Source organism: Chryseobacterium sp. (assembly GCF_022869225.1).
Taxonomy (GTDB): domain Bacteria; phylum Bacteroidota; class Bacteroidia; order Flavobacteriales; family Weeksellaceae; genus Chryseobacterium.
The window spans coordinates 711,129-732,014 of record NZ_JALIHL010000001.1; the positions used below are offsets into that span (position 1 = coordinate 711,129).

At 37.6% G+C, this 20,886-nt stretch carries 21 protein-coding genes and 4 tRNA genes; 6 read left to right on the plus strand and 19 right to left on the minus strand.

Annotated elements, in window-relative coordinates:
* Window positions 1–36: 36 nt before the first annotated feature.
* The 4 genes from MUW56_RS03365 to MUW56_RS03380 form a co-directional block, all read right to left on the minus strand.
* Window positions 37–603 (minus strand): Crp/Fnr family transcriptional regulator, encoded by a 567-nt coding sequence (locus MUW56_RS03365; protein WP_292011863.1) that lies wholly within the window; start codon window positions 601–603, stop codon window positions 37–39.
* Between the two features lie 441 nt (window positions 604–1,044).
* Window positions 1,045–2,814, minus strand: coding sequence for an aminopeptidase P family protein (locus MUW56_RS03370; protein WP_292011864.1), 1,770 nt, complete (start codon window positions 2,812–2,814; stop codon window positions 1,045–1,047).
* 316 nt (window positions 2,815–3,130) lie between these two features.
* Complete coding sequence (locus tag MUW56_RS03375; protein WP_367118557.1) at window positions 3,131–3,490, minus strand: serine hydrolase domain-containing protein; 360 nt, start codon at window positions 3,488–3,490, stop codon at window positions 3,131–3,133.
* A 122-nt stretch (window positions 3,491–3,612) separates the two neighbouring features.
* Entirely contained in the window at window positions 3,613–4,173 is a 561-nt protein-coding gene (locus tag MUW56_RS03380) for a sigma-70 family RNA polymerase sigma factor (RefSeq protein WP_292011865.1), read from the minus strand.
* A gap of 198 nt (window positions 4,174–4,371) precedes the next feature.
* On the opposite strand from MUW56_RS03380, the gene tyrS reads away from it, so the two are divergent.
* Window positions 4,372–5,667 carry a tyrosine--tRNA ligase gene (gene tyrS, locus MUW56_RS03385; RefSeq protein ID WP_292011866.1) on the plus strand — a complete coding sequence of 432 codons (1,296 nt, stop codon included), beginning with the start codon at window positions 4,372–4,374 and terminating at the stop codon, window positions 5,665–5,667.
* Between the two features lie 71 nt (window positions 5,668–5,738).
* Here tyrS and MUW56_RS03390 read toward each other — a convergent pair whose 3' ends face one another.
* Window positions 5,739–6,158 carry a hypothetical protein gene (locus MUW56_RS03390; RefSeq protein WP_292011867.1) on the minus strand — a complete coding sequence of 140 codons (420 nt, stop codon included), beginning with the start codon at window positions 6,156–6,158 and terminating at the stop codon, window positions 5,739–5,741.
* A gap of 199 nt (window positions 6,159–6,357) precedes the next feature.
* Here MUW56_RS03390 and MUW56_RS03395 point away from each other — a divergent pair, with 199 nt between their 5' ends.
* Window positions 6,358–8,331, plus strand: coding sequence for a sensor histidine kinase (locus MUW56_RS03395; RefSeq protein ID WP_292011868.1), 1,974 nt, complete (start codon window positions 6,358–6,360; stop codon window positions 8,329–8,331).
* A complete protein-coding gene (locus MUW56_RS03400; protein ID WP_292011869.1) occupies window positions 8,321–8,962 on the plus strand; it encodes a response regulator in 642 nt (213 codons plus the stop codon). Before MUW56_RS03395 ends, MUW56_RS03400 begins: the two co-directional genes overlap by 11 nt.
* A gap of 58 nt (window positions 8,963–9,020) precedes the next feature.
* Here MUW56_RS03400 and MUW56_RS03405 read toward each other — a convergent pair whose 3' ends face one another.
* On the minus strand, window positions 9,021–9,440 hold the full coding sequence (locus MUW56_RS03405; RefSeq protein ID WP_292011870.1) for a hypothetical protein: 420 nt from the start codon (window positions 9,438–9,440) through the stop codon (window positions 9,021–9,023).
* Window positions 9,441–9,689: 249 nt separating this feature from the next.
* Here MUW56_RS03405 and MUW56_RS03410 point away from each other — a divergent pair, with 249 nt between their 5' ends.
* The 3 genes from MUW56_RS03410 to MUW56_RS03420 all read left to right on the plus strand — a co-directional run bounded on the left by MUW56_RS03410 (window position 9,690) and on the right by MUW56_RS03420 (window position 12,305).
* The gene (locus tag MUW56_RS03410) at window positions 9,690–10,328 is read left to right on the plus strand and encodes an alpha/beta fold hydrolase (protein WP_292011871.1); all 639 of its coding nucleotides are present in this window, start codon (window positions 9,690–9,692) and stop codon (window positions 10,326–10,328) included.
* A 122-nt stretch (window positions 10,329–10,450) separates the two neighbouring features.
* Window positions 10,451–11,773, plus strand: coding sequence for a PDZ domain-containing protein (locus MUW56_RS03415; RefSeq protein WP_292011872.1), 1,323 nt, complete (start codon window positions 10,451–10,453; stop codon window positions 11,771–11,773).
* A gap of 4 nt (window positions 11,774–11,777) precedes the next feature.
* Complete coding sequence (locus tag MUW56_RS03420) at window positions 11,778–12,305, plus strand: hypothetical protein (protein ID WP_292011873.1); 528 nt, start codon at window positions 11,778–11,780, stop codon at window positions 12,303–12,305.
* Here the strand turns inward: MUW56_RS03420 and MUW56_RS03425 are convergent.
* The 13 genes from MUW56_RS03425 to MUW56_RS03485 all read right to left on the minus strand — a co-directional run bounded on the left by MUW56_RS03425 (window position 12,298) and on the right by MUW56_RS03485 (window position 20,886).
* Window positions 12,298–13,329 carry a L,D-transpeptidase family protein gene (locus MUW56_RS03425; protein ID WP_292011874.1) on the minus strand — a complete coding sequence of 344 codons (1,032 nt, stop codon included), beginning with the start codon at window positions 13,327–13,329 and terminating at the stop codon, window positions 12,298–12,300. The genes MUW56_RS03420 and MUW56_RS03425 overlap by 8 nt on opposite strands.
* A 128-nt stretch (window positions 13,330–13,457) precedes the next feature.
* Window positions 13,458–14,216, minus strand: a complete 759-nt coding sequence (locus MUW56_RS03430) for a response regulator transcription factor (RefSeq protein ID WP_292011875.1) — start codon at window positions 14,214–14,216, stop codon at window positions 13,458–13,460.
* Window positions 14,217–14,772: 556 nt separating this feature from the next.
* Window positions 14,773–14,846, minus strand: a tRNA-Asp gene (locus MUW56_RS03435).
* Window positions 14,847–14,878: 32 nt separating this feature from the next.
* Window positions 14,879–14,952: transfer RNA gene (locus MUW56_RS03440), tRNA-Asp, on the minus strand.
* Between the two features lie 32 nt (window positions 14,953–14,984).
* A tRNA-Asp gene (locus MUW56_RS03445) sits at window positions 14,985–15,058 on the minus strand.
* Window positions 15,059–15,090: 32 nt separating this feature from the next.
* A tRNA-Asp gene (locus MUW56_RS03450) sits at window positions 15,091–15,164 on the minus strand.
* Window positions 15,165–15,291: 127 nt separating this feature from the next.
* Window positions 15,292–15,609 carry a thioredoxin gene (trxA, locus tag MUW56_RS03455; RefSeq protein WP_027374941.1) on the minus strand — a complete coding sequence of 106 codons (318 nt, stop codon included), beginning with the start codon at window positions 15,607–15,609 and terminating at the stop codon, window positions 15,292–15,294.
* 86 nt (window positions 15,610–15,695) lie between these two features.
* Window positions 15,696–16,871, minus strand: coding sequence for a cysteine desulfurase family protein (locus MUW56_RS03460; RefSeq protein WP_292011876.1), 1,176 nt, complete (start codon window positions 16,869–16,871; stop codon window positions 15,696–15,698).
* Between the two features lie 2 nt (window positions 16,872–16,873).
* On the minus strand, window positions 16,874–17,341 hold the full coding sequence (locus MUW56_RS03465) for a hypothetical protein (RefSeq protein ID WP_292011877.1): 468 nt from the start codon (window positions 17,339–17,341) through the stop codon (window positions 16,874–16,876).
* 24 nt (window positions 17,342–17,365) lie between these two features.
* Window positions 17,366–17,953 carry an HAD family hydrolase gene (locus MUW56_RS03470; RefSeq protein ID WP_292011878.1) on the minus strand — a complete coding sequence of 196 codons (588 nt, stop codon included), beginning with the start codon at window positions 17,951–17,953 and terminating at the stop codon, window positions 17,366–17,368.
* Between the two features lie 4 nt (window positions 17,954–17,957).
* Window positions 17,958–18,683: an SDR family NAD(P)-dependent oxidoreductase gene (locus MUW56_RS03475; RefSeq protein ID WP_292011879.1), complete on the minus strand. Its 726-nt coding sequence runs from the start codon at window positions 18,681–18,683 to the stop codon at window positions 17,958–17,960.
* Entirely contained in the window at window positions 18,683–20,002 is a 1,320-nt protein-coding gene (locus tag MUW56_RS03480) for an FAD-binding oxidoreductase (RefSeq protein ID WP_292011880.1), read from the minus strand. Before MUW56_RS03480 ends, MUW56_RS03475 begins: the two co-directional genes overlap by 1 nt.
* Window positions 19,999–20,886 (minus strand): decaprenyl-phosphate phosphoribosyltransferase, encoded by an 888-nt coding sequence (locus tag MUW56_RS03485; RefSeq protein WP_292011881.1) that lies wholly within the window; start codon window positions 20,884–20,886, stop codon window positions 19,999–20,001. Before MUW56_RS03485 ends, MUW56_RS03480 begins: the two co-directional genes overlap by 4 nt.

Consider the following 20,886-nt stretch of genomic DNA (forward strand, 5'->3'; position numbering starts at 1 on the left):
TTATAGAGCCCGTATTCTAAAGAACAGGACAAATGTCTAAAAAGAAATTTCCTTTCGGATACGGCTTAAATGCCGCTGGGTAATGCCAAGATAGGAAGCAAGATATTGTAAAGGAATGTTTTGAATATAATCCGGATAATTCTCAAGAAGGGTTATATACCTTTGGGTAGCGTTGTCCCTCTGGAGCTGGAAGAATCTTTTTTCCAGCTCAAGGTATTCCTGCTCGGCAATTATTTTCAGAAATTTTGTCCAGTTAAGATCATCCTGTACCAGGCTATCCATAGTCTCTTTTTTAAGAACCAGCAATTCAGCCTCTGTAATAGCCTGCATATTTTCCTGACTCGGAGAACCGGAGATAAACGATGAATAAGCTGCAATCATGCTGTCCGGAAACCTGAAGCAATAGGTAATATCTTTTCCCTGGTCAGAAATATAAAAGGAGCGGAAGATCCCTGATTTTATAAATGCCACTTCCCTGCATCTTTCACCTTCCTGTATGAAATAATCCCCTTTGTTCACCTTTCTGATCTCAAAAAGCGTTAAAAGCTCTTCAATCTCATTCTCTGTAAACAGCTTAAAACTTTGAAAATAATCCTGTACCATCGATCTGAAAAAATTAATGAAATTTCATTTGAATACAGCGAAAATAAATAAAAAAACAGGTTTACAGTCAAATTTTAAGCCTCTATATGATAAAACTTCATATGATCTTCTTAAAAAACCTGTTGAATGTATGGAAATACTGCTCTTTATAAAAAAATCATCCCAGGACAGGATGATTTCACCGTTTTGAATTGATTGAGTTATTATATGAAGATATGAATGATGTTTTTGTTGATACAAAGATAATGCAGAACGACTTCATCCTTCTCAGGGGAATCCCTACAATTTTATCCGTAAAAACACGGTTGTATAAACGAAAAAGCCCTGCAAGAGAACTTACAGGACTTTAGTTTATCTAACAATTATTCTATTAAAATTTAAGATAAAGGATTTAAAGATAATAACAATTCGTTACCGTCTTTTCTAACCCCTGGCTTTATATTAGAGCGGGCTTACCAACTCTAAGAACCATTCTTTAACTTCTCCTTCCAAATAAGGAGCAAGCTTTTCTTCACATGTTTTGTGATATCCGTTCAACCAGGCGATTTCTTCTTCTGAAAGCATCTCTTTCACCACAGTATCTTTAAAGAACGGGCAGAAAGTCAGTGTTTCAAACTCATAGAAAGTCCCGTGAATTGTTTTTTCTGCTTCTTTTACTGCGATCAGGTTTTCATGACGGATTCCATACTGTCCTTCCAGATAATATCCAGGTTCGTTTGAACAGACCATTCCCGGAAGAAGATCCTGCGGATTCATATCTTTCCTGATGCTGTGCGGTCCTTCGTGAACGTTCATAAAGCTTCCTACCCCATGTCCCGTTCCATGGTTGAAGTCTTTTCCTTCCATCCACAGCGGAAGTCTTGCAATAGCATCCAGATGTACTCCTTTAGTCCCTTTAGGAAATTTTACCCTTGATAAACGAATCAATCCCTGTAATACCAGTGTTGAATTTCTTTTGAATTCTTCGGAAACAGCTCCCAAAGCAAAAGTTCTTGTAATATCCGTAGTTCCTTCAAGATACTGTCCTCCTGAGTCTACCAGGATACTGGCATCATTGGTCACTTCCTTACTTCCTTCTTTCTTCGCAGAATAGTGCATGATGGCACCATTATCTTTATATCCTATAATTGAACCGAAGCTTTCTCCGACAAAATTTTCACCTTCTGCACGGAAGCTTCTCAGTGTTTCACCAATGGAATATTCGTTCATTGCTTCTTTTCCGGCATTGTGGGTCAGCCAGTAAAGGAATTTGACCATGGCAACCCCATCCCTCACCATTACTTTTCTGAAACCTTCCAGCTCGGCATCATTCTTTTGGGCTTTCATAAGATTTCCCGGAACCGGAGCTTTGATAAACTGATTATCTGCTTTTAATGTTTCAAAAATCTGCTGGTTGCTGTTGGGAGAAACCAGTACTTTTTCGTTTTTGAATGTCTTCAGATAATTGTAAAACTCTTCATAAGGCATCATTTTTACGAAAGAATCATCCATTTGTTTTCTGGCGTCCACTTCCATTTTATCTAAATCTGTAAACAGAACCGCATCATTTTTAGTGATCACAATATATCCTAAAAATACAGGATTGCTTTCCACATCACTTCCTCTAAGGTTCAATGTCCATGCTACATCATCTAAACTTGAAATCACGTGGACCGTTGCATCCTGCTCTTCCATTTTCTGACGGATTGCAGAAAGTTTATCAGCAACCGATTTACCTGCTCTTTCTACAGGATGTACAAAGATTGGATTTTTTGAAGGGGTCCCTCTCTCTTTCCAAACTTCCTTTAAAAGAGGAATATCAACCAGTGTATGATTTTTTGAATTCAGTTTTTGAGAAAGTAATTCCCAGTTGGCATTAGAAACAGCAACAGCATTTACAGCTACTTTACCGCCGGCAGGAATTTCCGAAATAATCCAGTCAATATAGTGAGGAGTTCCTTCCATCCCGTCTTTAAAAAGGTCGATTCCCGAACCATCCAGTTCAATAGCTGCTTGTGTAAAGTATCTTCCGTCTGTCCAAAGCCCTGCTTTGTCCTTAGTCACTACCACAAAACCCGCAGAGCCCAGAAATCCTGATAACCAGGCCCTCTCCTGCCATTCTTTAGGAAGATATTCACTCATATGAGGATCAGCAGAATATACTATAAATGCATCAACATTATTTCTCTGCATTTCTTCACGAAGTGCAGCAACTTTTTCCTTTGAAGTCATTCTTTTCTTTTTTAAACACCGAAAGTTACGAAAAATTTAAAGCCGAAAGATGAATTGTACAGTGTATTTTCCTTAATAATTTGTTATTTTTTCTTTACCTCTCTCTTTCAATGAACGCCTGTTGAACTTACCTGCTAATTTTTAAAACAAAATTCTGAAATGGGCTCTGTCAGGGTATAAGTTTCAACTCCGGTAAGATTGGTCAATAAGATAACCGCTAAATTATCATTAGGATAAATAGTAACAGAAGCACGCCCCCGCCAATAGCGGCGGCGGCAAAATGTATTTTCCTATTTTGTATGATCCATTTCAGCCATCAGTAACTGATGTCCTTCAACAAATTTTTCGAAAGGGATTTTAGCCGCTTTTCAATGATCTTTTGTAACAGAAGATAATTTGTAGCGTTATAGTTAAATTTTTCTCCGCGTCCGGATTGTAAAGGCATCGTTTGAACTTTCACCCAGGCAGAGTCCTGCCCTTTTTCACTAATTAAACCATTCCCGTCCGGGCTTTGAATATCCGGTAATCCCGAAGTATGACTTAATAATTGTTTAACTGTAATTTTATTCCAGTCTTCAGGTAAATGTTCTACATACGCAGAAACCGGTTTTTCAATCTGAAGGCTGTTCCTTTCCACCAGCTGCATAATGGCAGCAGAAGTAAATATTTTAGCAATGGAATTGAATGAGAATTCTGTTCTGCCGGTTACGGGAACAGAATACCTATAATCAACAAGATATTTTTCATAAAAACAGCTTTACGTTGAAAATCACCGGTTTTCTTACTTAGGGCTGAAGATTAATTATCCTCGAACTCATTATTCTTAAGCAGCTCCGCCAAAACTTTTTTGGCACGCATCACCCTTACTTTGGTATTGGCAACGGAAATTCCCAACTCTTCTGCAATTTCTTTAATGCTTTTTTCTTCAAAGAACCTCAGCTTAATAATATCCTGATAGTTGGCATCCAAAGACTCTATGGTTTTAATGATTTTTTTCTGCTCTTCGTCAGAAATCATAAGTTCTTCAGGAGATTTTGCATACTGATTTTTAACCTCATCAAGATTCTCGATAGAATCCTCACTTTCACGGCTTCTTTTTCTCCAAAAATCAATGACTGTATTCTGGGCAATGGTCAGTACCCAGGTTTTAAACTGGAAATGGGGATCGAACATATCCAGTTTCGACAGTACTTTGGAAAAAACATTTACGGTAATCTCGTCTGCATCATTTTCATCTCTTACTTTTTTCATGACAAAAGAGAAAACATCCACCCAAAAAACATTGATGAGTTTAGTCTGTGCCTTTTGGTCTTTATCCTTGGCTTTTTGGATGAGCAGAAATAGCTGTTCGTCGTTCATTAATAACAAATATAGCGTATTTAAGCGAAATCGCAAAGAGGCCAAAAGGCGATCAGGTAAATCATCTAACCAGCAATCTGCCCTTTTACCATTTCACAGTTTTGCCTATTTCCCTTTATACGATTTTGCCATTCTGCTATGATCCTTCATTCTTCTGAATTTACTATCTTTGCACCGTAAAATTTTAAAGTAAAATCAATGAATTCCTTTATAGAAGAACTTAAATGGCGTGGTCTTTTTGCCGATATGATGCCTGGAACCGATGAACAACTGAATAAAGAGGTAACTACTGCATATATTGGTTTTGATCCAACAGCCGATTCTTTACATATCGGAAGCCTTATCCAGATAAAGATTCTTGCACACTTCCAACAGCATGGGCATAAGCCAATTGCTCTGGTAGGAGGGGCAACAGGAATGATTGGAGATCCATCCGGAAAATCAGCGGAAAGAAACCTTTTGGATGAGGAAACCCTTTTACATTATGTTGACTGCTTAAAAAATCAGCTTTCTAAATTCTTGGATTTCGAAGGCAGCGGACCTAATAAAGCCGAACTGGTGAACAACTATGACTGGATGAAGAATATCTCTTTCCTTGATTTTGCAAAAAATATCGGGAAGAACATTACCGTCAACTATATGATGGCTAAAGATTCTGTAAAGAAAAGGTTTTCAGGAGAAGCCGGGGCTGACGGAATGAGCTTTACAGAGTTTACCTACCAGCTGATCCAGGGATATGATTTCCTTCATCTGTACCAAAACAATAATGTAAAACTTCAGATGGGAGGTTCTGACCAATGGGGAAATATCACCACAGGAACAGAATTAATCCGTAGAAAAGCTCAGGGAGAAGCCTTTGCTTTAACGGTTCCTTTGATCACAAAAGCTGACGGTTCCAAATTCGGAAAATCTGAAAGCGGAGAAAACTATTGGCTGGATAAAAAGAAAACATCTCCATACAAATTTTATCAGTTCTGGCTGAATGCTACTGATGAGGATGCTGAAAGATTCATTAAATTCTATACATTCTTAGGAAAAGAAGAAATTGAAACTTTAATTGAAGAGCATAAAACAGCTCCGCATGAAAGAAAGCTACAGAAAAAACTGGCTGAAGAAGTGACAGTTTGGGTACACGGCAGAGAAGAATATGAAAAAGCACTGAAGGCTTCAGAGATCCTTTTCGGACGTTCTACGGCTGAAGACCTGGTAAGCCTGGATGAAGAAACTTTCCTTGAAGTTTTTGATGGAGTTCCTCAAAAAGAGATCGCAAAAGCAGAGGTATTGGGTGTTCATATCGTTGATCTTCTTTCTGAGAAATCAGGATTCTTAAAATCTAAGAGTGAAGCACAGCGGGAAATTAAAGGAAATTCGATTTCTGTGAACAAACAAAAGGTAAATGATACTTTTACCGCTAATGAAAGCGATCTTATTGATGGTCAATTCTTACTACTTCAAAAAGGTAAAAAAAGCTACTTTATTGTAAAAGTAATGTAAGGCTCAATACAATATTAAAACGGCGCTGAGATTCATCTCAGCGCCGTTTTTTGTTCGAAAATAATTTGATTTTAAAATGTGTAGCTTGCAGAAGCCGATAAAATATGACCGCTGGAAGTACCTTCTTTTTTTAATTCTCCGTCTACCCAGATTTGAACTTTCAAAGTTGAAGAAGCATCTGCCCCGATTGCGCTTACCGCAGCATTCGCGTTATAAGCGCCCGCTTCCGAGGTAACTTCAGGGCTTGTCCAGGTTGTTCCGCTGAGACTGGATGCCGTTGTAGGATTACCATCAATTCCGTATACCGCCACATCAATGTTACTTCCTGCAGAAGCAATGGCTTTAAAAACCACTTTATGACTTTTCCCAGCTCCTGAAACATTGTCATCATCATCATCTTTACTGCAAGATGATACAAAACCGATGAACATTGTTGTTAATAATACTACAAATGTTCCTCTCAACAGTTGACTCATTCTCATTTTTTTCATAATCTTTTGTTTAAATTTTAATTACTTTATTTAATATTCTATGATCAGTGATTTGATAAGTGCAAAGCTATTAGAGTCGCCAAACTTTATCAATACTGAAAAATGAGTAATTTTTTCTACCGGAATTCAGGTATTTTTTTTGCTGAAATTTTTAATTAAATTGAGCGTTTAAAAAAATATTCTACAGAATTGATCCCCAATGAAGAGATTACTTATTCTATTCAGCCTATTATTGTCTTTCGCTCTACAGTCACAGCAAGTGATTCCTCTTAATGAAAAGTCTTATGTAGACAGCCTGAAGAATATTACAAAAAGTACAACAGCAAATACCTCAAAGGCATCAGCCTCTTTTCTTTTATCAAATTACTACAGAAACAGTGACTCGATTTTAGGCAAAAAATATCTGGAAAACAGCAAAACATTCATTAAGAATGATCCTTTCCTTACGGCAACATATTATTATTACGAAGGACAGTATAACCTGGACCGGAAAAAAGAAAAAGCCGGTATCTCGTATCAGAAGGCCATTAAAGCATTATCAAAATTTAAAAATAAAGAATCAGACCTCTTCCAGTCTCTGGCCTGGTACAGCTATGGGGTTACCCAAAAAGATAAAGAAGGCTACCCTTTTTTAGTAAAGATCATTCTTGAAAAAAGCATTCCTCAGATCAAAAAATATGAAACCAGCAGGAACTTAGGGTTTTTATACACTCAGCTCGCCATTATTCTTACCTATAATGCCGAGTTTAAAAAAGCAGAAAATTACAACCGCAGAGCTTTAGAAATCCTGGAGAAAAACTATCCTAATTCTGCTGAATTATTTTACACCTACATCAATTCTGCCAGCAATTTTTGCTATCAGGCCAAAGGAGCCGAGGCCCAGTTTTTCTTAGATAAGGCCGAGAAACTAATAAAGCCCTATCCTGAATCTTCAGCCAATGCATTCTACTATTACGGGAAAACTCTTTATTTCATTACCAAACAAAAAAATTCAGAAGCGCTGCCGGTTATTGAAAAAGGCCTTTTCTATGCAAAAAAAACCAACCAGAATCTATTGGCACAAATGTTCTATTTCAATAAATATGACATTTTAAAAAAATTAAAAAAGTACAATGAAGCTAAAACGGTGCTGGAAGATATTTTAGCAGAAAAATCCCTAGCCATTGACCTCAACAACAGGAAAACCATTTATAAACAGCTCTCCGCACTGAACCAGGAAATGGGAAATTCCCGTGAAGCTTTAGCATGGGAACAAAGATATTCCAAGCTCAATGACAGTTTGAATACTGAAAATGTAAAACTGGAAATCAATAAAATTGAGTCAAAATTCAATGCTGCCGAAAAAGAGAGAAAAATAGCCACCTTAAATGCTGAGAAAAACCAGAAAGATTTAGAAGTAAATAAGAAAAATTCCTATTTATGGGGACTGAGCCTTATTTTATTACTGGTTATCAGCCTCTTGATTTTCCTTTTTGTCATTTTCAGAAAAAATAAAAAAATAAATGAGCAAAAAATAAATGACATCAGGCAAAAGGAAGAGCTGTCTCTCACCAAAGCTATTCTTGACGGTGAAGAAAGGGAAAGAGAACGCATTGCAAAAGATCTTCATGACGGCTTAGGCGGTATGCTGGCGGGTGTTAAAATCAATCTTTCCACCTGGTCATCCAATCATCTGCATCCTGAAAAAGATAAGGAATTTTATAAGATCTTAGGCCAGTTAGACAATTCCGTAAGCGAACTTCGTCATGTTGCCAGAAATTTAATGCCCGAATCATTGCTCAATTTTGGACTGGAAACAGCATTGAATGATCTTTGCGAATTTTACACGAGAAAAGACCTTGATGTATTTTTTCAGCCTCTTACTATTGAAAAAAATCTTCCGCTTACCATCCAGCTCAATATTTACAGAATCGTACAGGAATTACTCGCTAATGCAGTAAAACATTCAGGCGCCAATAATATTTTACTGCAATGTTCACAGTCAGAAGAAAACTTCATGATCACCATTGAGGATAATGGAAAAGGGTTCGAAAAAAACATTGAACAGACTACAAAAAGCATGGGACTTAGAAATCTGAAAAACAGAGTAAATTATCTGAAAGGTAAAATGGAGGTCAGCTCCGACAGCCAGGGAACCAATATTAATATCGAACTTACCATTGATGGAGAATAAAAAGATAAATATTGTCATCGTAGACGATCATCCTATTGTGATCGAAGGCTTGAAAATGATGCTGAGCAGCCAAATGCCTTTTACGGTTTCTGAAAGTTTTACCTCCGGTTCAGAGATCATCCGCTTTATACAGGATCATAAAGCAGATATTATCCTTTTGGATATTACATTACCGGATGCCAACGGTACGGAACTCTGCCGGGAGATAAAAAAAATATCTCCGGATACTTCAGTGATTATGTTTAGTAACCGCTCTGAAAGAAGTATCATCATGCAGTCTATACAAAACGGAGCCAGCGGTTACATCCTTAAAAATACCTCTATAGATGAATTGGTGGTGTGTATACAGAGAGCCTATTCCGGAAACATCGTTTTCTGCAATGAGACCAGGCAGATCATCAGTAAGCCTTCTCAGCACGAAATTCCAACCCCAAGATTGACCAAGAGAGAAAAACAGATCCTGCAGATGGTCGCTGAAGGCAAAACAAGTATCATGATCGCTGATGAGCTGTTTCTAAGCCCTCTTACTGTAGATACGCACCGTAAAAATTTGCTGCAGAAATTTCAGGCAAAAAACTCTACCGAACTGATCAGCCGTGCGGTACAGCAGAATATGATTGAAAACCAATAATAAAAAAACCGCTCCTATGAAGCGGTTTTAGTTTTTTAGTTTTATATCGGTATAAAATTTACAATTCTAAGAAGCTGTAATCAATGGAAGCAACCAAAACGCCTTTTCCTTTCTTCTTGTCTGTCTTTACGATTTCGCCGTCTATCCAAAGATTGATTGTCAATTCTGAATCGGTATCAGGAAGTGATGCGTTAGCATCCAGATTCAACTGTGCCTGGCTTGAATTCACGAAAAATTCATCACTTTTCCATGTAGTCCCTACAGGATCAAAAATATCAGTCTTACTGGTACCCACCTGTGTTACAATAGTTTTAATAACCCCTCCTGGAGTAGTTTTTACTTCGAACTGAACCACGTGATCCTGGAATTCCTCGTCGTCATCTTTTTTACAGGAATTGACAACAGTAATCACAGAAAATAATAAAACGAATAAAAAAGAAAGTCTAAGTAAACTTTTTGATTTGTAAAATTGCTTCATTTCTCCAAATAGATTTTTTAATGTTTCAAATATAAGTTTTTTATTAATATAAAAATAACTTTTATGAAAAATTTCCAATAAAGATTTACAAATAATATCAAATCAACAAAAAACAAACTCCTGGTATAAAATCCAATACTACAGCTCAAATCATGAATTGTTACCTATAAGATATTATATTCCTAAACTTCCTTAGACGAATGGCAGCTCTCAAGTTTTACAATATGAATTATTAAGTATATTTGCCGTATGAATTTAGATTATCTAGTAAGAGAACCGGAAAATATCACTTCCCATACTCCTATTCTTTTTATGCTCCATGGCTATGGCAGTAATGAGCAGGATCTGTTCAGTTTTAGAGAAACATTGCCCCCAGACTGGCTTATTGTAAGTTTCAGAGCTCCTAAGGAGACTCAGTTTGAAGGATATTCGTGGTACGATATTGATTTCAACAGTCCTGAAAATTACATCGATATCGTTCAGGCTAAAGAATCTTTGAATGCCGTTCTGGAAAATATTTTAAAAATAGTCAATCATTACGGGCTTACCGAGAGTAAAGTGCATTTATGCGGCTTCAGCCAGGGAGGAATCCTATGTTATGCTTTGGCGTTACAATACCCGGAAATGTTTAATAATGTTGCCTGTTTAAGTGCTTATCCTGAGGAAAAATTACTTGATCGTATCGTAAAAGATAAAAAGAAACTGGAAAGATTACGTTTTTTTGTTTCACATGGTACAGACGATGCTGTCATCCCTCTCGAATGGGGAAGAAAAGCGGCCGACCTGCTGTATGACCTGAGTTGTTATTTTACTTTCAGAGAATACATGAGCGGGCACGGGGTCAATCAGAAAAATTATATGGATCTGATGGAATTCTTCTCAAAATAAGATATTTGCAATTTTAAAATAAATTAACTATTTACACTACTTTAATGTAGTTTATATAAACATTCCTGCATTTGGGAATGTTTTTTTATTTACAATAAGGATATTTTCACTAAATTCAGTAAATGAAACTGAAAGCTCTTTTACTGGGATTTTTTTTAAGCATTGTAGTGAATGCTCAGAATTCTTTTGAGCTGGTGAATACAAAAAAGGTGGTGATTCCGTTTAAGCTGATCAATAACCTTATCTTTATTCCAATCAACATCAATGGAGCAGAACTTACTTTCCTACTGGATACAGGAGTGGCAGAAACCCTTCTTTTCAGCATTGATAATAAAGAAGTAAAACTGGAAAATATTGAAAAGATAAAATTTTCCGGATTAGGCGGGAATTTAAGCATCGATGGATTGAAATCTGACCGGAATACGGCGCGGATAGGTGATGCTATCCTCAATACGTCCATGTCACTTTACCTTATTCTTGATGAGGAGTTTAATATTTCATCTCATGTGGGTATCCCGGTAAACGGAGTGATTGGTTATCATTTTTTTAAAAATCATCCGGTTGCCATAGACTATCTTTCCAAAAAGATAACCGTCTATGAAAATATAGATCTGCTAAAAAAGAAACTCAGAAAATTTGAGGAGGCTCCTATTACCATAGAAAAAGATAAGCCTTATCTTTACGCCGATGTAGAAATGACCAATGAAAAGAAGAGTTCAAAACTGTTGATTGACCTTGGAAACAGTGATGCGGTATGGCTCTTCCCTGCCCTCATCAAAAATTTTGTCTACAACAGGCCTAATATTGATGATTTTCTTGGACGGGGATTCAATGGGGATATTTATGGGAAGAGAAGCCGGATTCATAATTTTTATATTGGAGGATTTCAGTTTGAAAAACCACTTACTGCAATGCCCGATGAATATTCCATTCAGCATGTCAATTTGGTGGAAGACCGAAAAGGTTCTGTAGGGGGTGAAATTATGCGAAGGTTTACCGTTATTTTTGACTATCCCAACAGGAAATTGTATTTAAGGAAAAACAGAAATTTCGATGATCCTTTTCATTTTAATATGAGCGGATTGGATTTCAAGCAGGATGGAATAGAATGGAGCCAGGAAAGGGTAAGAATCGAGACCAAACCTTCTACAGGCTCTGTAAGCGAAGGATACAATGGGGAGTCCTTTCAATACAGGTTCAATTTGAAACCTATATTTTCCATTGCAGGGGTAAGAAAAGATTCTCCGGCATTTAAAGCGGGTTTGCATACAGACGACAGAGTACTTAGTATCAACGGAAATAAAGCTTCAGACATGACCCTGGCAAGAATCCTGGAACTTATGAAGTCTTCAGAAGGACGAACGATTACCATGGTTGTGCAAAGAAAGAATGAGACTCTAACCTTAAGTTTTACATTGGAAGACCCGATACCTTATCAAGAATAGAAATATGAAAACCGAAGAAACCACCTTAGACAAAATAAGAACCCGGCCAAGGTTTAAAATGTTTACCCATCTTACCAAAGAAGAATATGCGGAGAACCTAAAAAAATACCTTGCCGGGCATACAGACGAATTTTCCGGCAATATCAATAAAGAAGTTGCCACCATCTGGGCGGAAACAAAGTATGACAATTATTGGAAACCACGCCTTTCCCTTCGGGTTGAAATTGAAGATGACCATACCGTAATCCGGGGAGTGTTCGGACCCAGCTCTGCCGTTTGGACATTTTTTATGTTCCTCTATTTTTCTTTTTCTATTCTCTGGATGACTTTCTTTACCATGTATTATGTAGAAAAACAAATAAAAAGCGCTGAATACCCTTGGGCACTGAGCGCTTCTTTTGTGATGTTATTTTTTATTCTTCTTACGTATGCTGCGGCAAGATTTGGGCAACATAAAGGAAAAGAAGAAATGTATAAGCTGAGAAAGTTTGCTGAAGAATCTACGTTACAGTTTGAAAAGAAGATTAATTAGACGAAGGCTCCACAGGTTTTTCATTAGCTGCAGGAGCAGCCATCGCTTTAGCTGTTTTAATTGAGTCTGCTACCTTTTCCCTGTTGCTTTGCTCCTTCAGCATTTTGGGAACATCCGGTGCCAGTAAGTTCGTAAGCTCTTCCACCGAGATATTATTCGCATTCGGGTCATCTAAAAGCTTTTTCCATGGCTTTCTTCCGCCCCACTTATAATCACCGAATACCATAACAGGAGTTCCTTTTGCTTTTGTAGTTGCCCCACCGGGATTCAATATCCAGGTATCAGCATAAGAATATAACCATTGCGCATCTTTCCTTAATAATCGTAAACAGGAGTGAGATGCAGGATATCCAGGAAGAGTATATTCATGCCATCCGATCCCTCCGATATTATGGATATTAAAGTTGTAAGGAAGTTTCCACTCACTGCTGACAGTAGAGATAGACAATTTCTTTTTCCAATTGGCAAAGGTAAGTCCCCGGGTTGTTTGAGCAGCCTTTTTTCCCATACTCGTTGGCCCCCATTTCACAAGACTTCCGTTGGAATATACAGCAAAAGCCTGTATAGGATAAGAAAAGATAACAAATTTTTTCACTCCGCTTAATACATCCAGCTGCATAGGAAAAGGAGAATAGGCCATCAAAGTGGTGTCTATTTTTGCAGGGACTACCAGCGTGTCTGCATTCCATTTACTTTTAGAATCCAGCCTGTTCAGTGCTAAAATAGCAGTACGTTCCTTTTCATTATACTTCTTGCTGAATGCGGCATACACAGAGTCTCTCATCTTTTTATCCTTTGGAAGGACAAAAGCATTATAAAAACCATCTTCCTGCATGGCAGGCGGAACGGATTCTTTTTTTACTACAGGTACGGAATCTTTTTTGATTGAATCTGTTTCTGCTTCAGGATTCTCTGAAACAGAAGACACAGTATCTTTAAAAGTATCACTTATTTTTTCTATCTCTTTTTTACATGAAACTAAAAATACCGCACATAAACAGGCATATAAAATTGATTTTTTCACAGATATGTTTTTCATAAATAAATAGAGGTCATTTAGTTTGGCTACCCAGTACAAATATCAGACCTAAAATCGAATCATAAAAGACATTCTTAAAAATACCGTAAAAAAACGGTAAGATTACTGTTTTATTATAACAGTTTATTGGTTTTCGCATAAGCCAGTGCTTCTGCAATATTATTCACTTCAATTTTTTCAAAGAGCTTTTTACGGTGAAATTTTACCGTATCTGCAGTAATAAACAATTTTTCAGCGATTTCATTGATGGTAAGTCCGCTGGCATACAAGCTCAGGATCTCATATTCCCTGGAGGAAAGTTTAATTTTTTCACTTTTCTCCCATCGATCTGCTTCCAGATCATATTTCCACACTTCATCCACTCCGTCTTTACTAAGCACAACATTTCCGGCAGAGCTGCTGTTAGAAAGTGAAACTACGCACAATGCTTTCCACACCTGTCCTTCCTCTGTAAGGAACATTGGTGTAAGTTTATGATTGACGAGAATCAGATTCTTTCTGCTGTTGATAAGATTGAAGTCATAAGAAATAGAATACTGTTTTCTTTCATGTACGGGAATGGTATCGTAAAATTCAAATCCTGCTTCATTGATCTTAATCAGCATTTCTACATCTTCAGTCTTTACATTTTGAAAATAAAAAGCATAGCCCAAATCCTTGACCTCTTCAGAGGTTTTGCCACACAGGAAAAGAGGATTTTCCGAGACATATTCAAACGTTTTGGTCTGATAATTAATAACGTAAAGACTCTGATAAGTTGTTCTGGCAAAAGCTTTCACAGCTTCCAGGTAATCTCCGGACTGGCTGAAGTCAATAGCGGCATCGTGGCTAACATCATTTTTATCGTTAAAAAATCTCTTAATTTTTTCCATATATTTTTAAGTCTCCATTTACCCACTACACAAAAGGGTAGTTTTTAGTTTGATACTGCAAATCTACACAATAGTGTAGTAGTTTTCAAAATACAGTGATCTACATTTGTGAAATGTTTTGCATGATTGTACCTGTTTAAAACATCATCTCAGGTTGAACTTGAAAATGCCCATAAAGCTTTTATCGAAAGTTCCCCTTTAATGTTATCAATAACCATGATATAAAAGAAGCTGCCGCAACAATTCGGTCACAGTAAAAGTAGATTTCGCTAATACAGTTTTTATCGTAACCAACTTAGATCATGAAACCTATTCGGACTGACCATAGTAAAGAAAAATGACCGAATTAAAGCAGCTCCCGGGATCAGTCTTTTAACAGCATAAATCTCTGCTTAAAAGGCGCAGACTGATCAAAACCTATATTACTTATCTTTGTCTATTACTGTCCTGCAAGACAGTAATTTTTTTTGCCCATCAAAATCCTATAATTCGTTTGAAAGTATCAGAAAACAAAAAAACCTGTAAAATTGATTTACAGGTTTTATTATTTTAGTTGCGATCCGGACGGGACTCGAACCCGCGACCTCCGCCGTGACAGGGCGGCATTCTAACCAGCTGAACTACCGGATCAATTTTTTAAAAAGAAATTGATAAAACTTCTGCGATCCGGACGGGACTCGAACCCGCGACCTCCGCCGTGACAGGGCGGCATTCTAACCAGCTGAACTACCGGATCAATTTTTTAAAAAGAAATTGATAAAACTTCTGCGATCCGGACGGGACTCGAACCCGCGACCTCCGCCGTGACAGGGCGGCATTCTAACCAGCTGAACTACCGGATCAATTTTTTAAAAAGAAATTGATAAAACTTCTGCGATCCGGACGGGACTCGAACCCGCGACCTCCGCCGTGACAGGGCGGCATTCTAACCAACTGAACTACCGGATCAAATTTGTTAAGGAACTTCGTTTCTTTTTCGTGGTTGCAAAATTACACCTTTTTTTATTACCTGCAAATTATTTTCAAAAAAAATGCCTCCCAATCATGGAAGGCATTCATTATCAAACTTATTTTTTTATAAGTGAGCGCTTAATTTCTCAGCGATTACCTCTTTCGGAGCTACCCCCACCAATTTATCTACTACCTCACCATTCTTAAAAATAAGAACTGTAGGGATATTTCTGATGCCATACTGCATTGAAATTTCCTGGTTGTTGTCTACATCCACTTTCCCCACCACTGCTTTTCCTTCAAAATCGGATGCTACTTCTTCGATGATTGGACCTAAAGTTCTGCAAGGTCCGCACCATACTGCCCAGAAGTCTACTAATACCGGTTTATCTGATTTTAAAACCGTATCCTGAAATGAGCTGTCTGTAATTTCTAAAGCCATTTTTGTTTCTTTTATTTTAATTAATATTATATTCTTGTTTCAACTCTCTATTGAATATTCAAAATTACGATTTTTACATCATAAGACTATCTATGCTCAACATTAGTTTTTTCTATAGCATAATCGCTTGAAATTTCCTGTAAAGAATTCACTAATGTATCAATATCTGCTTTTGTAGTCATATGGCTGAAAGAGATACGTAATGGAGTACAGTGATCCATTTCATCTTCAGAAAGAACCATCATCATCACCATGGAAGGTTTGGACGCTCCGGAAGAACATGCACTCCCCTGAGAGATGGCAATTCCTTTCATATCCAGCTGTAATCCTATCAATGGGTTTTTATAGGGCAATAAAGCGCTTAATACGGTATAAAGGCTGTTCTCTTTTTCAGCACTTCTTCCATTGAACTTAATTCCCTTTATTTCGGCTGAAAGCCTTTCAATAGCATACTCTTTGATCTCCTGCATATGGTTGGTATATTCTTCCATATGCGTAAGGCTAAGCTCTAACGCTTTTCCAAGACCTACAATTCCGCAAACGTTTTCTGTTCCCGCTCTAAGGCTTCTTTCCTGAGGACCACCTGTAATGATACCCTTTAAGCCTGTTGCTTTTCTGATAAATGCAAACCCGGAACCTTTCGGACCATGAAATTTATGGGCACTGCAGGAAGCAAAATCTACCGGAATATCAGAAAAATCAAGGTTCATATGAGCCATGGTCTGCACTGTATCTGAGTGGAAAAGAGCATTATATTTTTTGCACAGCTCAGCTACCTTTTTAAGGTCAATAATATTCCCGATTTCATTGTTGGCATGCATTAAGCTTACCAGGGTCTTTTTATCTGAAGCTTTTAACAGTTCTTCTAATTTGGCAAGGTCAATATCTCCTTTTTCATTCGGACGGATGTAGCTTACTTCTACTCCCTTTCTGCTTTTCATATCCAGAATACTTTCAGAAACACATTTGTGTTCTAAGGGAGAACTGATGATTCTTTCTACTCCAAGGTGTTCCACACTGGATTTGATGATCATGTTGTTGGATTCCGTACCACAGGACGTGAAAATAATTTCAGCAGGAGTTACATGAAGATAGTCTGCAACCTGCCTTCTTACATTTTCAATAAGGATTTTTGCTTCCTGGCCAAAGCTATGGGTAGAAGACGGGTTTCCGAAATTCATCTTCATCGTGCCAACCATTGCATCTATAACTTCTTCTGCAAGAGGAGTGGTCGCGGCATTATCTAAATATACTTTATTCATTATTATTTTGAATATTTTAATTCTACGGAGTTAAACTGGTAATCTGAAGGAACGGTAAAAATGAACCAAGGGCTGGATATCACCTGAATTTCCATTCCGCCTGAGGGTTCTCCAGCCGGAACTTCCACATACAGGACATTGTTTTTTACAGAAACACCGTTGATCTTCGTAATGCTGTGGCTTCCTGATCTGAAAGTACCCAGGTTGTACAATACTACTTTTTTATTTTTTGGAAACTTCGGGTAGTTAACCGCAGGTTCTGTTCCCAGATCTACAACACGGGAACTTCCCTTGATTGTATTCTGGAAATCTTTTTCGTCTTTGATTACCCGGAAACCAGCCTGGTCTGTTCCTCCCTGAGATTCAGAGACAAGAAGATCTGTATTTTTCTGCATACCTGATGATGTCTGGGATGGTGTACCTGCACAGCTCATCAGAGTTGCTGCAAATCCAATTAATAAGCTTTTCATTTTTTACATTTTTATCATCCAAAATTAATGAAAAAATTGGTAATGTCCTTCATTTGCCCATTTCAACATCGGCCGATCTCCTGAAGTATCCCCAAATGCAATAATTTTATCATACTTGGAATCGTTAATTTCTTCTTTTATTCTTATCAGCTTTTCTTTTCCGTTACAGTTTTTACCGACAAAGTTTCCTGTAAAAACTCCGTTTTTAAACTCTGCCCGTGTAGAAACAAGCTCCATTTTTAATTCTTCGGCAAAAGGTTTAACCCAGATATCCAATGAAGCCGTCACCAATAAACTCTGTGTATTGTTCCTATCGATATTTTTTATAAAGTCTAATGCATTTTCTCTCACGATATGAGGGTAATGATGTTCAAAAAACTGTTTAGACTTCATTTCAATTTTTTCCTGGGTCTGCCCTTTCAGAATAGACCCTATAAAGCTTTTTTTCACCTTTTCAGTTTCTGCCAGCTTGAGCTTCAGCAAAATAAAAAGGGGTACGTGTCGTAAAAATTGTATCCGGTACTTTGTAGAATCGTAGAATTTAAGATACATAAACATTGTATCCTTATACGTCAGGGTTCCGTCAAAATCAAAACAATACAATTTTTTCATTTTTTTAAAGCTTTAATTTTTTAAATATAAATTCAGGGATATTCCTGATAATCATCATGATAATACTCCAAACCGGCAAAACATATGCCACATTATTCTGCTTTTTAAAGGCCTTATAAATGCAGGCGGCTGCCTGCTTTGGCGTTGCTGTCAACTTAGGATTTAAAGGCAGGCCTTCTGTCATTTTAGTCGCCATAAATCCCGGTTTTATAGTTAAAACATGTACTTTTTTATCAAAAAGGTAGTTTCTCAGGCCACTCAGATAGGCTGTAAAAGCCGCTTTTGCACTTCCGTAGATAAAATTACTCTGTCTTCCCCTGTCCCCTGCCACTGATGAAAGCCCAATGATCGTTCCTGATCTTCTGCTTTCAAATTTATGGGCAAAATAGTTCATTACAGGAACAAGTTTAGCATAATTGATCCCGATGATACGTTCAGTGTTCTTATTGTCATAAAGCCCTTCTTCCGTTCCTTCACCCAAATATCCGATTGCACAAAATAATACATTTGAATTGATATGATCAAATCTGTTGTAATCAATTTCTTTCGTCAGGTCCAGTTCAATGACTTCAGCCTGCTGCAGAAACTTCACATCAAGATGTCTTGCAAACCTTTCTGTAGTTTCTTTGTTTGAGGTAAAAAGATAGATCTTTTCAAATTTTTCTCCTTCCTGAAGTGCTTTTTCCACAAAAGCCTGTGCCACTTCAGATGTACTTCCCAGAACGATCATTATGAGTTGTTATTTATGATTCTTTTGTGCTGTAAAGACACAAATTTTGAATTGCGAATATTTTTCAGATAATTGGTAAGCGATGATCTGCTCATGCTGTCTTTTGTAAGGTAAATTCTTCCGCCGAACTCCTGAACAATAGCATCCAGCTGGTCAACCAGTTTTTTCAGTTTTGAGTTTACCTTAAAATCCAGTGCCAGTGTATATCCTTCCAGTGGAAATGAATTGTAAGCCTGCAGATTGTTTTTCCCGAAAAGTTTTAAAACCGCCAGGAATGAGCCGTTTCCACTTTTAGCGATCGTTTCAAGGATCCTTTTCATCCCTTCTTTTCCCGCTTCTTTGGGGATAACCATCTGATATTGGATAAAACCTGACTTTCCGTAGATTTTATTCCAGTCGTTAATCGCATCCAGCGGATAAAAGAATGTTTCGTAATCGATAAAGCTTTTCACTTCCTTTTTCGACTGTTTTTTATAATACAGCCAATTGAAAATTTTTACGGTCAAAGCATTCAGTACAAATCCCGGAAAATAAAAAGGAACGGTAGGCTGTAATTTTTTCTTTAACCTTAAAGGGGTTTTGGCTAAATCCTGGGGAAGCTCGTGCTGAAAGGCATGTTCTCCTCTCATCAGAATACTTCGTCCTATATTTTTCCCTTTTTGAAGGCAGTCTATCCAGGCCACGGTATAGGTCCATTTTTCACTTTCTTCAAACAAGCTGAAAATTTCATCTAAGGTATCCGCCTTAATACTTTCCTGACGGATATAGGCCGACTCTATATTTTTAAGCTTAAATTTTGCAGTAAGAATAATTCCGGTAAGCCCCATTCCTCCGATAGTAGCCCAAAACTTTTCTGAATGCTCTTCTCTGGAACAGGTGATGATCTCACCATTCTCTACCATCAGTTTAAATTCTATAACATATTCTGAAAAACATCCTTCTGCATGATGGTTTTTACCGTGAACATCAGAAGCAATGGCTCCGCCTACTGAAACAAACTTTGTTCCCGGGGTCACATAAAGGAAATATCCCTGAGGAACTGCTATTTCAAGTACATCTGAAAGCAGCACCCCCGATTCGCATTCGATGATTCCGTTCAAACGGTCAAAACTGATGAATTTATTTAATTTTTTAGTGGAAAATATAGTTTCTCCCAACGAAGCATCTCCGTAGCATCTTCCGTTTCCTCTCGCAATAATTTCGTTGTGATTCAGCACAAACTCCTTTATTTTTTTGAAGCTGTCCTCAGATCTCATTTCTTTTTCCACTACCGGGAAATTTCCCCAGTTGGTAACTTTCTGTGTGAAATTCGGCTTCATTTTTTAAAGTAAATTTGAATTAAAAATGCAGCAACCCAAAGCAATAAGGTCACCTGTATATAACGGTCTCTGTATACTATCTTGGTAGGCGATTCTGTCCTGTTGTACACCAATGTCTGCTGAAGATACCTCAACAGGGCAAATACTACAAAAATCACCGTATAAAACACTCTTTCATGAAACCTTGCCTGAACTTCCGGTGAAAGGGTAAACATCAGGTAGCATACAATGGCAAGCGTTATGGAAATAGACAGGGCAATATCTGCAAACTGGACATTGTATCCGTCCAGTGCCCTTCTGGTCTTTCCTGAAACCTGGGCATTGATAAGTTCTCCTCTCCTCTTCCCGATAGCCAATACAAGTGCTAATACGAAGGTCAATAAAATAGCCCATTGCGAAATACTGATCCCGGTGATATAGCCTCCGGCCAGAACCCGTAATACAAATCCTATTGCAATAATGAAAATATCAATAATGGGAACATGTTTCAGCCTGAATGTATAAGCAAGGTTCATCACCAGGTAAAATCCTATGATGGTCCCGAATTTCCATAAAACTTCTTCGAAATAAAGCTGGGCAAAGAATACGAGAACGACATCTATAACGGCAATCCCGATAAGAATCCCTACAGCCTTTGATTTTGAAACGGCCCCACTCGCCAGAGGTCTTCTTCTTTTCTCAGGATGTTTCCTATCTGCTTCAATGTCATTATAATCGTTCAGAATATAAACGATACTGGCAGCCAATGAGAAAATGATAAAGGCGAATATACTTTTGGTAAGTAAGTCTAAATTGGTAATGTTACCTGAAAAAAACAGAGGGACAAATACAAAAAGGTTTTTCACCCATTGCTCTACACGGAGCAGTTTAAGATATTTCTTCAT